Origin of the sequence: Gordonia sp. ABSL11-1 (assembly GCF_030315685.1) — a bacterium.
In the GTDB taxonomy this organism is placed as follows: domain Bacteria; phylum Actinomycetota; class Actinomycetes; order Mycobacteriales; family Mycobacteriaceae; genus Gordonia.
Genome location: NZ_JASXSI010000005.1, coordinates 48,752 through 63,033, shown reverse-complemented (window position 1 = coordinate 63,033; position 14,282 = coordinate 48,752). Strand labels below are relative to the sequence as shown.

Sequence of the window (14,282 nt, the reverse complement as noted above, 5' to 3'; positions counted from 1 at the left end):
CGGGTGTCGTCGACGGATGTCAGTACTGGGTGCTCAGTACTTGGTGCTCAGTACTTGGTGCTCAGTACTTGGTGCTCAGTACTTGGTGCTCAGTACTTGGGGAACAGGGACAGGGCGATCTCCCCGATCGGTCCCAGTTCCGGATTGGTGGCGACCGCACGATCGATCCCCAGCTTGATGTTGTCGAGCGTCGGTGCCGCGTTCTCGACCGTCGGCTCGACCTTCGGCAGCGGTTCCGCGCTCGCGGGCGCCGCCGCGAACGCCAACGCACCGGCCATCGCGGCACCCGCGAATCCGGCGCCGATCACTCGACGACCGATCGTCCGCCCCGAACGACGTGCGCTTGTCTCGTTGATTCCCCGGCCCATGGTGTCGACCGCCTTTCCCCCGCACGACGCGAGAGTCGTGATTGATGACTGCAGTGACCTAATGTATGCGGTGAAAGCCGACAGCGGACAACGGACATGGTCGAGTTCACAATCGTTACGCAGGAGCGACCATTACCCACGGACAGTGCGGATTCGAGATCGAGAATTCAGGTCGATCACCGGAAGCTGAGCACCTCGTCACCCCATGCCCGGCGGATGTCCGCGTCGAGGTCGTCGACCACGCGATCGTCGTCGTCGATCACCAGCGTGGTGCGCGTGCGCTCGTCGAACGCCGGCCACAACGGTCCGTCGACCGCCGGGTCGCCGTACCGGGCGAACGAGACCCATCGGCGCTGCATCCGGTCCGACAACGCCTCACCGGTTCGACGGCCGCCCAGCGTGAACGTGATGTCCTTGGGCCCGGCCACGAGATTGCCCCACAGATACGGCAACTCGGTGGCATGGGTGGCGCCCACACGCAGGGCTCGCAACATCCGGGTCGCCCAGTCGAACCGGTAGAGGAAGACGGGTGCGTGTTGGCTGTGTGACTCGGCGAGCCATAGTGTCGGCATCCGGAAGGCGATGTCGCGGGCCACGCCCAGACCGGCCACCTTGGGTCTCATACCGGAGTACGCGGAGGTGATCTGCGCCCGCGCCGGCAGCGTGACGTCGGGGTATTCGGCCGTCATCGCGGCGAACATGCGCTCGATGTCGGTGGGGGTGATCGGCATCAGCGGCGACTTCATCCATTTGAAGAGCGCCGCCTCGTCCTTGTTGGTCCCGATCAGCAACGGCACCGACAACGACTCTCCGGCGCGGAACACGTCCATCGGATGTCGGGGCACCAGATCTCCGTCGATGACCGGCGCGAACGCGATGGTTCCCGGGTTCTCCGCGGGGACGTCGGTGAACGCGGCCATGGTGCCGGACACGATCGCGTCCATCCCCAGTGCATCGAGGGCGGCGAGGTCGTCGCGGGCCACGCCCGCCGCCCGCAGGAAACGGTCGGCGACCGTCGCCGACCGCGCATGGTCGTACATCGAGGTCGCCGGCGAACTCTCCGCGATGGCCCGGTGGAACAGGCCGTCGGCCACCGGCATCGTCAGCAGGGTCGTGACCAGGCCAGCGCCCGCCGACTCGCCGAACACGGTGACAGTGGTGGGGTCCCCGCCGAAGGCCTCGATGTTGTCGCGCACCCATTCGAGGGCGAGCAGGATGTCACTGAGTGCGGCATTGGATTCGAATCGCGGGTCGTCCGCGGCGTTGAGCGATGTGAGGTCGGCGAACCCGAGTGCCCCCAGCCGATAATTGAGAGTGACCACCACGACGTCACCGCCGGCGACCAGATCGGCGGCGTCGTAGAGGGGCTGGCTTCCGCAGCCGAAGACGTAGGCGCCTCCGTGCAGCCACACCATCACCGGCAGTGGCGCCGAGGGTGTCTCCGCGCCCGCCGGTCGCCACACATTGAGGAACAGGCAGTCCTCGTCCATCACGGCGTCCTTGCCGAGTGCGATCGCCGGGTTGCGCTCCTGTGGGCAGACCGGTCCGAACTCGACGGCGTCGACGACGTCGGTGTGCGACTCCGGCCGGCGTGCGCGACGCCAACGGAGATCGCCGACGGGCGCGGCGGCGTATCGGATTCCCTTCCACGAGTCGGCCCCTGCGGTGCTGCTGCCCCGGACGGGACCGGATGTGGTGGTGACGACGAGACCATCGGACATGCGTCCATGGTGTCCGCTGGGACGGGTCTTGTCCCTGAGACGTGCGACACCGGCACGACGGCCGCGACATCACGGTCGGCCCACTAGGGTCGACGTGTGGCACTCACGGATCTGATCGCGGTGCCCGGCGGACGATTCCGGATGGGCTCGGATCGGCACTATCCCGAGGAGCGACCCGCGCACGAACGGGTCGTCGAACCGTTCGCCATCGAACGTCATCCGGTGACGAACGCCCAGTTCGCGGCCTTCGTCGAGGACACCGGGTATGTCACCGTCGCCGAGGAGGACATCGACCCCGCCGACTTCCCCGAGGCGGACCCCGCAGAGCTTGTCGCGGGATCACTGGTGTTCGCTCCGACGTCGGGACCGGTGGATCTGCGCGACTGGCGGCAATGGTGGCGATGGCAGCCCGGCGCCTCGTGGCGGCGACCGCTCGGCCCCGGGTCCGACGTCGACGAGCGCCCCGATCACCCGGTGGTGCACGTCGCCTACCGCGATGCCGCGGCCTATGCCGGGTGGGCCGGCCGGCGATTGCCCACGGAGTCGGAATGGGAGTACGCCGCCCGCGGTGGCGCCGACGGCCGCGATTACGCGTGGGGTGACGAGATGCGGCCGGACGGGGTCGACATGGCGAACACCTGGCGTGGCGACTTCCCGTACCGCAACGACGGCTGGGGCTCGACGTCGCCGGTCGGTTCGTTCCCCGTGAACGGCTTCGGTCTCGTCGACATGATCGGCAACGTCTGGGAGCGCTGCACCGACGTGTACGTGCCCCGTCACGTCGTGCCGGGGACGACCCCGGTCGAGGCCGACGGTCGACCCGATCTGCTGGCGCCCACGACGTCGCCCCAGGTCATGCGGGTGACCAAGGGCGGATCGTTCCTGTGTGCACCGGAGTACTGCCGCCGGTATCGCCCGGCCGCGAGGTCGGCGCAGTCCGACGATTCGGCGACGGCCAACCTCGGTTTCCGGTGCGTGATCAGCACCCCGATCCGACATCGGGATGAGTCCCGTCACACGCCGGAACCTGGTGAACCACAATGACCGTTGTCGTCTGGGCCCGATGACGCCGGAGAACTTCTTCGGAGCCCCCTGTCGGGATTGAACCGACGACCGCTCGCTTACAAGGCGAGTGCTCTACCACTGAGCTAAGGAGGCATGCGTGCGCGAGTATATCGGCCGGGCACTGGGGTTCCTGAACCCCGTCCGCCTGATCGGTGACAGCCAGGCGACGATCGACACGATCGAGCCGGGCAGCATCATGGTGTCGCCGCGCAAGCCGATCGACCGGTTCGACGTCGCGGCCATCACCGAGGTCCTCGACCTCGCCACCAAGATCGGTGCGGTGCTGCTGGATTCGGGCACCGCCGCGATCGACACCCAGCAGCAGATCACGTTCGTCTGCGGTGTCTACGGTCTCGAAGACGTCGACGTCGACGTCACGTACAACACCATCGTGGTCAGTGCCCGCCGCGGTGCCACGCTGCCGCCGATCACCACGATGGAGCAGGTCTACTACCGCTCGATGGACTTCACCCGGCTCGCGCAGATCGACCGGCTCGTGCGTCGCATCCGCGACATGGCACTGACGCCGTCGACGGCCCACCGGATGGTCGACGAGATCATCACCGCGCCACACCCGTACCCGTATCTCGTCGCGACCGGCGCGTGGGGTCTGATGGCCTGCGGTATCGCCGTGCTGCTCGGCGGTGGTCTGGTCGGCGCGTTGGTCGCACTCGTCAGTACGTCGGTCATCGTGAGCGTCAACCGGCGACTGAACCGATGGGGGTTGCCCACCTTCTTCCAACAGACGATCGGCGGCTTCATCGCCGTCGTACCTGCAGCACTGCTGTACGGGGCGTCCGAGACCCTGCGAATCCAGATCGAACCGACACTGGTCATCGCCGCCGGGGTCACTGTCCTGTTGTCCGGGCTGTCGCTGGTCGGTTCCGTCGAGGACGCGATCACGGGTGCACCCATCACCGGTGTGGCCCGATTCTTCGAGGTCTTGCTGATGACCGGCGGCATCATCGCCGGCGTCGGCATCGCCATCCAGCTCCTCGAGGGCATCGGCATCATCCTGCCCGCGATCGACACGTCGACGAGTTTCGCCGCCGTCGACGTCGGTCCCCGCATCGTCGCGGGCGCCGTCGCGGCGCTCGCCTACGCACTGGCCAGCTACGCCGAGAAGCGCGCACTGCCGGTCGCGTTCATGGGCGGCTTCATCGGTGCAGCGATCGTCGCGGGCTCGACCTTCCTCCCCATCGGTGACGTCGTCGCCAACGGCATCGCCGCGTCGTCGGTCGGCCTCGTCGGCGGTCTCCTCGCCCGTCGCGCGCTGACGCCTCCGCTGGTCGTCGCGGTCGCCGGCATCACGCCACTACTGCCGGGTCTCGCGATCTACCGCGGGCTGTACGGCATCCTCAACGACCAGACCCTCGATGGCTTCACCTGGGTCGCGAGCGCGCTCGCCATCGGGTGCTCACTCGCCGCCGGCGTGACATTGGGCGAGTTCATCGCCCGATCGCTGCGTCGTCCGCAGCTGGCCGTGCGGCCCGCCTGGATGTCGATGCTGCGCCGCAACCGGTTGCAGGGATATCGGCGGCGCTGACCGGGGCCGGGTCTGCACCGAGCGTGACCGGCACGAGCAGGTAGAATCGGTGTTCGCGCGCACTGACCGCGCGATCGCCTCCGGCTGCCGCCGTTGCGCACACCGATGTGAAGCACGAGGACCTGAATGCCTGCGAAGACCACCGACATCGCCGACGACGAGTTGGAGCCGGTAGCCGACGAGACCGCCATCTCGGCGCGTCGCGTCGTCGCCGCCTACGCGACCGACGCCGACGAGTGCCGGATGCTCCTGTCCATGTTGGGGATCGCGCCGGGCGAGAACGCCTGACGCATGGCGGAGTCCGGGCACGTTTCGAACGGCGGGGCCCCTGACGGCCACGATGCCGACCACCACCGAGGCGACGCCGAGTTCGTCGTCGTCGCCAACCGCCTGCCCGTCGACAAGGAAGTGCTCCCCGACGGGACGGTCAACTGGAAGCGGAGTCCCGGCGGTCTGGTGACCGCACTCGAACCCATCCTGCGGTCGCAGACCGGGGCCTGGGTCGGGTGGTCGGGAATCGCCGACTCCGACGACAACCCGGACATCGAAGGCGTCGACATCCGCGCGGTGCCGCTGTCGACGCAGGAGATCGCCGAGTACTACGAGGGATTCTCCAACGCCACGCTCTGGCCGCTCTATCACGATGTCATCGTGAAGCCGGAGTACCACCGCGAATGGTGGAACACCTACGTGGAGGTCAACCGACGATTCGCCGAGAAGGCCGCCGAGGCGGCCGCCGAGGGCGCGATCGTCTGGATCCAGGACTATCAACTCCAGCTGGTACCGAAGATGCTGCGGATGCTGCGCCCCGACCTGAAGATCGGTTTCTTCCTGCACATCCCGTTCCCGCCGGTGGAGCTCTTCATGCAACTCCCGTGGCGCACCGAGATCGTCGAAGGTCTGCTCGGCGCCGACCTCATCGGGTTCCACCTGCCCGGTGGTGCCCAGAACTTCCTGTTCCTCGCCCGGCGTCTCGCCGGACAGGCCACCAGCAAGGGCACTGTCGGTGTCCGGTCGCGGTTCGGTGTCGTCCAGGTCGGCTTCCGGACCGTGCGGGTGGGCGCGTTCCCCATCTCGATCGATTCCGGCGACCTCGACACCAAGTCGAAGTCGAAGGAGATCCGCTCGCGTGCCGCCGACCTCCGCAAGGAACTCGGCAATCCCACGACGATCATGCTCGGCGTCGATCGCCTCGACTACACCAAGGGCATCGATGTCCGACTGCGGGCGTTGTCGGAGTTGTTGTCCGAGAAACGGATCGATCCCGCCGACACGGTGATGATCCAGCTGGCCACACCCAGCCGCGAGCGCGTCGACAGCTACGTGCGGATGCGTGCCGGCATCGAGCAACTCGTCGGCAACATCAACGGCGCCTACGGCAGCGTCGGGAAGCCCGTCATCCAGTATCTGCATCGGCCGGTGCCCCGCGAGGAGCTCATCGCCTACTTCGTCGCCGCCGACGTCATGCTGGTGACTCCCCTGCGTGACGGCATGAACCTCGTCGCCAAGGAGTACGTCGCCTGCCGCAGCGACCTGGGCGGCGCACTCGTGCTCAGCGAATTCACCGGCGCCGCTGCGGAGTTGCGGTCGGCCTATCAGGCCAACCCGTACGACCTCGACGGTGTGAAGGATGCGATCGAGGCCGCTGCCGAGCAGACGATGCACGAGGGTCGTCGGCGGATGCGGGCCCTGCGACGGCAGGTGCTCACCCATGACGTCGCCAAATGGGCGGAGAGTTTCCTCGGCGCGCTGGCGTCGACCACGCAGACGGAAGCCGACGCCAACCGTGGCGTGCATCTCGTGACCGGCAGCGAGTCCGGCATCGATTCATGAGCGCCACCGGAATCCCGGCCGACCTGCGGGAGGCCCTGATCGGCGCGGCCGAGTCACCTCGACTACTCGTCGCCTCCGACTACGACGGCTGCGTGTCCCCGCTGGTGTCCCGCCCCGAGGACGCCGTCCCGAACCCGGCGTCGATCGCGGCGATCGAAGCGGCCGGTCAGCTCCCCGACACGGCCGTCGCCGTCGTGTCCGGACGGGCACTGGGTGTACTGTCGGAGCTGTCGGGCCTGGCCGTGCCGGTGGTTCTGGTGGGCAGTCACGGCAGCGAGTTCGACTCCGGTTTCGCGGTCGAGATCACCGACGACCACCGCGCACTGCTCGAGCGCCTCATTGCCGAATTGCGTTCCATCGCAGCCGATCACCCGGGTTCGACAGTGGAGACCAAACCGGCGAGCACCGTACTGCACGTCCGCAACGCCGCGCCCGCCGACGCCGACGCCGCGCTCGACAGGGCTCGGACGGGCCCGGCCGCGTGGCCGGGCGTCGAGGTCACCGAGGGCAAGGCCGTCATCGAACTCGCGGTCATCGAGACGAGCAAGGGTCACGCGCTCGACGTCCTTCGTGAACGCTTCGGCGCCGACACCGTCGTCTACCTCGGCGACGACGTCACCGACGAGAAGGCCTTCGCCCACCTGCACCCCGACTCCGGTGACGTCGGCATCAAGGTCGGTCAGGGCGACACCTGCGCCGCCTACCGCATCGAGGACACCGACGACGTGGCCACCGTGCTCGAGTTCGTGACCGCCCGTCGTCGAGAGTGGTTGTCCGCCCGGCCCTGACACCGATCCGCGGACCAGGTCCAGCTCCTCGCCGACTGTGCTCTGGATTTCCGCCGACTGTGCCCTGGAATTCGCTGACTGTGCCCTGGTCGGGTCAGGCGGGAGCCGGAGTGTCGACGAGCGGGTCGACGACGGTCGACCGCCGTGCCGACTCCCGGATCACCCGGTGGACGAATCCGAGTTTGCGGACCACTGGTTGCGGGATCTCGAAGGGGTACAGCGGGCGACGACCCATCGCGGCGTTCACCCGATTGAACATGGTGGACAACCATTTCCAATCGTAGAGAAGTCTCTCGATCGGCTCGTCGGCATACGACTCCAAGGGCACGATGTCCCGATTCATCGTGAACCTGACCTGATCACTCTCCAGCATGAGACCGGACTCGCGTGCGGTGTCGATGGTCCCGGTGATGTGTAGGTAATGCGCGAAGCACTCCGCGAAATCCTCCCACGGATGCATCGTGGCGTACTCGGAGATGTAGGACTTGCGCCAGTCGCGCGGCGCCCCGAATCTGTAGTGGCGGTCGATGGCGTCGGCGTAACTCGCCCGCTCGTCACCGAAGATCTCTCGGCACTTGTCGAGGTATTCCGTGGCCCCATTGCCCGTTTCGACGAGGATGTGCTCGTAGTAGTGGCCGACTTCGTGGCGAAAATGGCCGAGCATGGTCCGATACGGTTCGCCGAGATCCACCCGCAGTCGCTCCCGGTAGGCATCGAGCGACTCGGCCAGATCGATGGTGATGACCCCGTTGGCGTGCCCGATCAGCACCTGCTGCCCGGCCGTCTGACTGGACAAGAGATCGAAGGCCAGCCCGCCGTCGGTGCGCCAGAACGGTTCGACCGGCAGACCCAGATCGACGAGCTGATAGATCAGCATCCGCATGTCCCGCGACGTCGAGGTGAGCTTCTCGAGGGCGATCGTGTCGTCGGCGTCGGGGTGACGGCGTACGAGTGATCCCGGAAAGCACCTGCCGCGCAGTCCGATCGAGCTGTCGTCGACCTCTGCCAGCGTCAGCCAGTTGCAGCCGGTGGTGTCCCAGTTCGAGCACCGCACCCAACGTCGGCCGCCGACGTCGACGCCTTCCTCGGACGCGACGAGCAACGAGCGCGACGGCAGATGGACCCCTACGGTGGTCCCGCATTCCGGGCATCGTTGATTGACGAAGCCCGACAACGCATTGCAGATCGGGCACGTGAGCGCATGCATGGCCTCAGCCTATGCTGATGCGCTCCCCTCCGGTGTCCGTCGGCAGATCCCCCCGCACGGTGGCGGTGACCTTGTAATAGTTCAGGTTGATCGTCCCACGATGGTTGTCGAGGAACGCGGTGTCCGCGGCGTCGCGGCCGGTGGCGATGCGCACCAGGCTCTGTCGCGGCGCGAGCCGGGTGGCGTCGACGGCGACCCACTGATCGTCGATGATCGCCTCGGCGACGGCATGGAAGTCCATCGGATCGCAGCCCGGGGCATACACCGCGACCAAGCGCGCCGGGATGTTCAGCGCCCTCAGCAGTGCGACGACGAGGTGGGCGTAGTCGCGGCAGACCCCGGCACCCGCGAGCAGGGTGTCGGCGGCACCGTCGATCGGATCGCTCGCGCCCGGGATGTAGCTGAGCCGGCTCTCGACATACGCGGTCACCTGCTCGAGCAGTGCGGCCGGCGACAGGTCCATGTCGAACTGCCCCGCGACGAAGCCGAAGAACTTGTCCGCCTCCGCATATCGGCTGGGACGCAGGTAGATCGAGCGGTCGGTCTCCGACACCGGGATCGGGTCGGCAGGTGTCTCGACGCTCGCCGTGTAGTCGATCGCGACGAGCCCGGAGTCCACCTGGAAGCGGTGGATGCGGCTGCCGTGGTCGGCGACGATCTCCTCGAGTTCCACCGGCTCGCCGTCGACGCTCACCGTCAGGTCCTCTGTCAGTGTCAGCCCCGGTAGTTTCGCCACGGCGATCTGCAGCTCGAGCTCGGTGGCAGCGGAGACGTACACCTCGAGGGAGGCGGCGACGTCGCGCGGAGGCGTGGTCATGCCCCTACGGTAGGTCATGTCGGCAGCGCGGTCGCGGCGGGAGTGACCGCGACCGGCCGCGTCGCCGTCAATCGAGAACGGTGGCCGCGACCGGGTCGGTGTAGATGACGCTGAGCGCGACGACGACGGCGGCGCTCTCCTGGATCCGAATCCCGAAGCGCGACGGCGCGATCTCGAGCGGACGCCGGATCGTCGTCGCGGAGTCGAAGGCCGCCTGCACGGGGGCGAGCCCGTGCGGATGGGCCGCGAAGGCGTCGCCGGCGACCACGATGGCGTCGGGGTTGATGACGTCGCGCAGCATCGCCACGGCGGTCCCGAGCACCTCGGCCCGCTCGTCGACGATGAGTGACGAGTTCTCCGCCACGCCGAACCGTTCCGCCGCGCGACGCGCCGCCGCACTGCCGACCACCTCCTGCAGGCAGGTACGTCCGCCCGGAGCGAGGTGCGGTGCGTCGACGGGAAGGTGCGCGATCGATCCGGCACCACGCAACGGCATGTGCACCTTGCCGTCGATCGACAGTGCCATGCCGACGGTTTCGCGGGCGTAGAAGAACAGCCCGGTGCCCTCGAACTCCCGCGGATGGGTGAGCATCAGCTCGGCGGCGGCCATCGCCTGCACGTGTTCACACACCGACACCGGTACACCGAGCTGATCGGCGAGCTGCGCGCCGACCGCCACCCGCCTCCATCCCAGCACCGGGTGATCGATGACGCCGGTCGTCGCGTCGACCACACCACCGGAGGCGACACCGGCCCACAACAGCCTCCGGCCACTGAAACGTGCTGCCAGATCCCGCAATTGGGAACACAGATCAGCGACACCGGCGGCGTCGTGCGGGGTGAGCACCGCGTGGCTGTAGAGAGTGCGCCCGCCGAGGTCGGCGATGGCCAGCAACGTCCGGCGGGCACCGATGTGCATCCCGGCGACGCAGAGCCGGTCCCGATCGAGGGTCAGCGGGTTCTTCGGTCTGCCGATGCCGCCGGGGTCGACGAGATCGGGACGTTCGACGACCAGCCCCAGCCGCGACAGCGTGGTGACCTGGCGGTTGATCGTCGCCGGCGACAATGTGGTCGCCGCGGCGAGATGATCGCGCGTCACCGGACCACTCACGCGGATTGCCTGTAGCACCGCCGCCGCGGGGATCGAACCCACTTGGAGCGCCGCGGGCACGACTCCGGTCAACGACATGGGACGAATGTAGCAACGCGCGACCCGTCGTTAAGCTGAACACATGAGCAGCAGCACGGCACAGCCAGGTTCGTCGACGTCCGAGAAGAAGGTCGCTGTGGTGACCGGGGCAAGCTCCGGCATCGGCGCCGCGACTGCCCGCCAGCTCGCCGCGCAGGGCTATCACGTGGTGCTGGGAGCGCGCCGGACCGACCGCATCGAGGAGCTCGCCGCCGAGATCGGCGGCACCGGTCGCCCGCTCGATGTCACCGACGAGACCTCGGTGAATGCGTTCGTGGAGGGTCTCGACACGGTGCACGTCCTCGTCAACAACGCCGGCGGCGCGAAGGGCCTGGATCCCGTGGCGACCGCCGACCTCGACGACTGGCGATGGATGTGGGAGACCAACGTGCTCGGCACCCTCCGGATGACCAAGGCGTTGCTGCCGGCACTGGTCGCGTCGGGAGATGGACTCATCGTGACGATAACCTCCATCGCCGCGCTCGAGGCCTATGACAACGGTGCCGGCTACACCTCGGCCAAGCATGCGCAGGGCGTCATGCACCGGACGCTGCGCTACGAACTTCTCGGAAAACCGGTGCGGCTGACCGAGATCGCACCCGGCATGGTCGAGACCGATTTCTCGCTGGTGCGATTCGAGGGCGATCAGGAGCGCGCCGACGCCGTCTACCAGGGCCTTACCCCGCTGACCGCCGACGACGTGGCCGAGGTGATCGGTTTCGTCGCGTCACGACCGCCCCACGTCGATCTGGATCAGATCATCATCAAGCCGCGCGATCAGGCCTCCGCGCGCCGCAACGTCACGACCGGCTGAGGATCCGAGCGCACGCCACGGGCAGCGACTCGGCACCGAATCACGCTCGGCACCAACGACTTTCCCCCTCAGCCCGCCGGTGCCGGGGCCGGGGCGTTCGAGGTCGGGGCGCCGGACGGCGTGGCGGGAGCGCTCACCTGGTCCGGGTCGCCCTTGATCGCCGACATCCCGGTCCAGGACGACCAGTCGAAGATCCAGTCGAAGATATCGCCGTCGGCCTCCGACAACGCGATCCGCGTGCCGGTCACCTCGACCGGGTCACCATAGATCGCGGACTCGAAGTAGCGCTGCGCGTTCTCCAGCGACAGGTTGACACATCCGTTGGTGACGTTCGACGATCCCTGCACGCCAACGGTTTCCGGGTTCGCATGGATGAACTCACCGTTGTTCGAGATGCGGACGGCGAACCGCTCGCGGATGTTGAAGTACCCCGCGGCGGGGTTGCTCATGAAGAAGTCCTCGTACTTCTCGGTCACCACGTGGATGCCCGATCGCGTGACGTTGCGGTCGAGGTCTCCCCCGCCGTAGCTGCACGGCAGGGTCATCAGCACGTCGCCGTCACGGACGACGACGATCTGGTGCGACGACGCCTCGGCCTTGACGATCTGCGAACGCCCGATGGTGAAGTCGCTCGTGACGTCGGCGGCGCCGTAGGCACCGTCGCCGTGATCCACGCCGTAGAGTTTGGCGTCCATGTGGACCTTGGTGCCGGGCTTGTAGTACTCCTTCGTGCGCCAGTGCGCGCGGGAGCCGTTGTCCTCACCCAGCCACGCCCACGCGCCCTCGGTCGGCGGGTCGGTGGTGACCTCGAGCGCCTTCTCGACGGCTTCCTTGTCCTGGACGGTGTCGTTGAACTTCAGGATGATCGGCGCGGCGATGCCGACCTCCTGTCCGTCTCCGATGTTGACCACGACGTTGATCTGCGACTTCGGCGACAACGTCGTGAACGACCCGCTGATGGGCGTGGAGACGCGGTCGAAGCCGACCGCGCTGCCCTGCCATGTGTACTGGGAGCCGTAGCCCAGCGGTTCGGTGATCGTGAACGTCTTCTGGTCGTCCGACATCGTGCCCGCGACTGCCTTGCCACTCGCATTGAGCAGCTTCACGTCCGGGTTGAGCTGGCCGTTCTCTGCTCGCACCGACACGGTGGCGGTGGGGTTCGGCGCGTCGTCGGAATCCAGGGCTGGCGTGTAGACGATGTCGACGGTCGGCGACTTCGGTGTGCCGTCCTCGGTCGTCGTGCCGCCACGCGAACATGCCGCGGCGGCGAGGCCGACGGCGCCGAGCCCGGCGGCGGTCAGCACGGACCGGCGGGTGAGAGGGGGATTCGCACTCATAACGTCTCCAGCGTACCGATCTGAGCGCCTCGAACCGGCTCTGCCAGCTGTGATGTGTCTGAGTAGTCAGTCGGACACACGACCCGACTTGTCTGGCGGTCATCCGGGGATGTGCACCCGCTCGCCCTCGTGGTCGAAGATCGACACGATCTCGGCGGGCCCGTCGACGGCGGTCATCCCGTGCGGGATCATCGTCGAGAACTCCGCCGCCTGCCCGGGCGGCACCAGGATGACCCGGTCGCCGAGGTAGAGGCGGATGGTCCCGGAGATCACCGTGAACCATTCGCGTCCCGGGTGGACGCCGAGATGATCCGGGTCGACGTGATGCTCCGGGGTGACCCGCATCTTCGCCACGGTCACCCCGCCGGGCGTGTTGTCGCGGGACAGCTTCCACACCGTCATCCCCGACGACGAATGCGGCTCGGGCCGGATCACGACGTCGTCGTCGCCGACGGGTTCGACGAGCTGATCGAGCGACGTTCCCAGCGCACGGGCGATCGGGACCAGCTGGTCGAGCGCGACCCGGCGATGACCGGTCTCGATGCGGCTGAGAGTCGACGGGCTGAGGAAGCATCGGGCCGCCATCGAGTCCAGCGTCCATCCTTTGGCCACGCGTAGGCCCCGAATCCGCTGGCGGACGACTGCATCGATTTCTTGCTCCATACGCAAGAGCGTATGCCCTTGGCGCATTCCGCCGCTAGCCTGACACTCATGGCACACACGCACCACGCCCACACACACGGCCACCCGCACGGCACTCCCGGTCACGACCAGCCCGACGCCGGGTCGATGGCAACGCTGCTCGACCTCGACGCCGCGGTGACCGGCCACTACCTCGACGACGTGGCCGATCGGATCGAGGGGCTCTCCCCGCGTCCCGCGCGCATCATCGACCTGGGTTCGGGCACCGGCACCGGCACCCTCGCGTTGGCCCGTCGGTTCCCGACCGCCGAGGTCGTCGCCCTGGACAACTCGACCGACCTGCTCGAACGGGTGGCGGCAGCGGCGTCCCGCGACGGCATCGCCGACCGGGTGCGCACCGTCACCGCCGACCTCGACAGCGCCCTGCCGGCCGAGGTGTGCGACGTCGACGTCGCGTGGGCCTCGTCGACCATGCATCACTTCGCCGACCCCGGCGCCCTGCTGTCGTCGACCTTCGCAGCGATGCGTCCGGGTGGCGTGCTGGCGGTCGTCGAGATCGACGAACTGCCCACGTTCCTGCCCGCCGGCACCGCCGAGGGCGAGGTGGAGCGCCGACTGCGCGCCACCGCCAACGCTCGCCACTGGAACGCACATCCCGACTGGTCGTCGACCATCGCTGCCGCCGGGTTCGACCTCGTCGACACCGCCGACATCGTGACCCACATCGACAACCCACCGGGCACGTCCCGCGACTACGCAGCGTTCTGGATCGGCCGGGCCCGCGACGGCCTGGCCGACGAGATCCCCGACGACGATCGCGCAGTCCTCGATCGTCTGCTCGGCGACGGTCCGACCTCCCTGGCCGCCCGCGACGACCTCGTCGTGCAGGCGCGCCGCGTCGCTTGGCTGGCCCGTCGGCCGGCCTGACCTGATCCCTTCATCCGAGAGGAAAGCC

General features: G+C 67.8%; 14 protein-coding genes and 1 tRNA gene. 7 read left to right on the top strand and 8 right to left on the bottom strand.

What is annotated here, in order from left to right:
• Positions 1–89 precede the first annotated feature (89 nt).
• Positions 90–368 (bottom strand): hypothetical protein, encoded by a 279-nt coding sequence (locus QSJ19_RS07405; protein WP_286319419.1) that lies wholly within the window; start codon positions 366–368, stop codon positions 90–92.
• Positions 369–544: 176 nt separating this feature from the next.
• Complete coding sequence (locus QSJ19_RS07400; protein ID WP_286319418.1) at positions 545–2,089, bottom strand: carboxylesterase/lipase family protein; 1,545 nt, start codon at positions 2,087–2,089, stop codon at positions 545–547.
• A 141-nt stretch (positions 2,090–2,230) separates the two neighbouring features.
• Here QSJ19_RS07400 and QSJ19_RS07395 point away from each other — a divergent pair, with 141 nt between their 5' ends.
• Positions 2,231–3,133 (top strand): formylglycine-generating enzyme family protein, encoded by a 903-nt coding sequence (locus QSJ19_RS07395; RefSeq protein WP_502876118.1) that lies wholly within the window; start codon positions 2,231–2,233, stop codon positions 3,131–3,133.
• 42 nt (positions 3,134–3,175) lie between these two features.
• On the opposite strand, the gene QSJ19_RS07390 is transcribed toward QSJ19_RS07395, so the two are convergent.
• Positions 3,176–3,247, bottom strand: a tRNA-Thr gene (locus QSJ19_RS07390).
• A gap of 4 nt (positions 3,248–3,251) precedes the next feature.
• Here QSJ19_RS07390 and QSJ19_RS07385 point away from each other — a divergent pair.
• The 4 genes from QSJ19_RS07385 to otsB all read left to right on the top strand — a co-directional run bounded on the left by QSJ19_RS07385 (position 3,252) and on the right by otsB (position 7,321).
• Positions 3,252–4,700 (top strand): threonine/serine exporter family protein, encoded by a 1,449-nt coding sequence (locus tag QSJ19_RS07385; protein WP_286319415.1) that lies wholly within the window; start codon positions 3,252–3,254, stop codon positions 4,698–4,700.
• 126 nt (positions 4,701–4,826) lie between these two features.
• A complete protein-coding gene (locus tag QSJ19_RS07380) occupies positions 4,827–4,988 on the top strand; it encodes a hypothetical protein (RefSeq protein WP_286319413.1) in 162 nt (53 codons plus the stop codon).
• 3 nt (positions 4,989–4,991) lie between these two features.
• Positions 4,992–6,533, top strand: coding sequence for an alpha,alpha-trehalose-phosphate synthase (UDP-forming) (locus QSJ19_RS07375; RefSeq protein WP_286319412.1), 1,542 nt, complete (start codon positions 4,992–4,994; stop codon positions 6,531–6,533).
• Positions 6,530–7,321 (top strand): trehalose-phosphatase, encoded by a 792-nt coding sequence (otsB, locus tag QSJ19_RS07370; protein ID WP_286319411.1) that lies wholly within the window; start codon positions 6,530–6,532, stop codon positions 7,319–7,321. Before QSJ19_RS07375 ends, otsB begins: the two co-directional genes overlap by 4 nt.
• 94 nt (positions 7,322–7,415) lie before the next feature.
• Here otsB and QSJ19_RS07365 read toward each other — a convergent pair whose 3' ends face one another.
• The 3 genes from QSJ19_RS07365 to QSJ19_RS07355 form a co-directional block, all read right to left on the bottom strand.
• Positions 7,416–8,528: a zinc-binding metallopeptidase family protein gene (locus QSJ19_RS07365; RefSeq protein WP_286319410.1), complete on the bottom strand. Its 1,113-nt coding sequence runs from the start codon at positions 8,526–8,528 to the stop codon at positions 7,416–7,418.
• A 4-nt stretch (positions 8,529–8,532) separates the two neighbouring features.
• Positions 8,533–9,345: a transglutaminase-like domain-containing protein gene (locus QSJ19_RS07360; RefSeq protein ID WP_286319409.1), complete on the bottom strand. Its 813-nt coding sequence runs from the start codon at positions 9,343–9,345 to the stop codon at positions 8,533–8,535.
• Between the two features lie 67 nt (positions 9,346–9,412).
• On the bottom strand, positions 9,413–10,534 hold the full coding sequence (locus QSJ19_RS07355; RefSeq protein WP_286319408.1) for an ROK family transcriptional regulator: 1,122 nt from the start codon (positions 10,532–10,534) through the stop codon (positions 9,413–9,415).
• A gap of 43 nt (positions 10,535–10,577) precedes the next feature.
• Here QSJ19_RS07355 and QSJ19_RS07350 point away from each other — a divergent pair, with 43 nt between their 5' ends.
• Positions 10,578–11,348, top strand: coding sequence for an SDR family NAD(P)-dependent oxidoreductase (locus QSJ19_RS07350; RefSeq protein ID WP_286319405.1), 771 nt, complete (start codon positions 10,578–10,580; stop codon positions 11,346–11,348).
• 68 nt (positions 11,349–11,416) lie between these two features.
• On the opposite strand, the gene QSJ19_RS07345 is transcribed toward QSJ19_RS07350, so the two are convergent.
• The gene (locus QSJ19_RS07345) at positions 11,417–12,685 is read right to left on the bottom strand and encodes a L,D-transpeptidase (protein ID WP_286319404.1); all 1,269 of its coding nucleotides are present in this window, start codon (positions 12,683–12,685) and stop codon (positions 11,417–11,419) included.
• A gap of 99 nt (positions 12,686–12,784) precedes the next feature.
• Positions 12,785–13,348: a helix-turn-helix domain-containing protein gene (locus tag QSJ19_RS07340; RefSeq protein WP_286319403.1), complete on the bottom strand. Its 564-nt coding sequence runs from the start codon at positions 13,346–13,348 to the stop codon at positions 12,785–12,787.
• A 48-nt stretch (positions 13,349–13,396) separates the two neighbouring features.
• Here QSJ19_RS07340 and QSJ19_RS07335 point away from each other — a divergent pair, with 48 nt between their 5' ends.
• Positions 13,397–14,254 carry a class I SAM-dependent methyltransferase gene (locus QSJ19_RS07335; protein ID WP_286319401.1) on the top strand — a complete coding sequence of 286 codons (858 nt, stop codon included), beginning with the start codon at positions 13,397–13,399 and terminating at the stop codon, positions 14,252–14,254.
• The last annotated feature ends 28 nt before the right edge of the window (positions 14,255–14,282 follow it).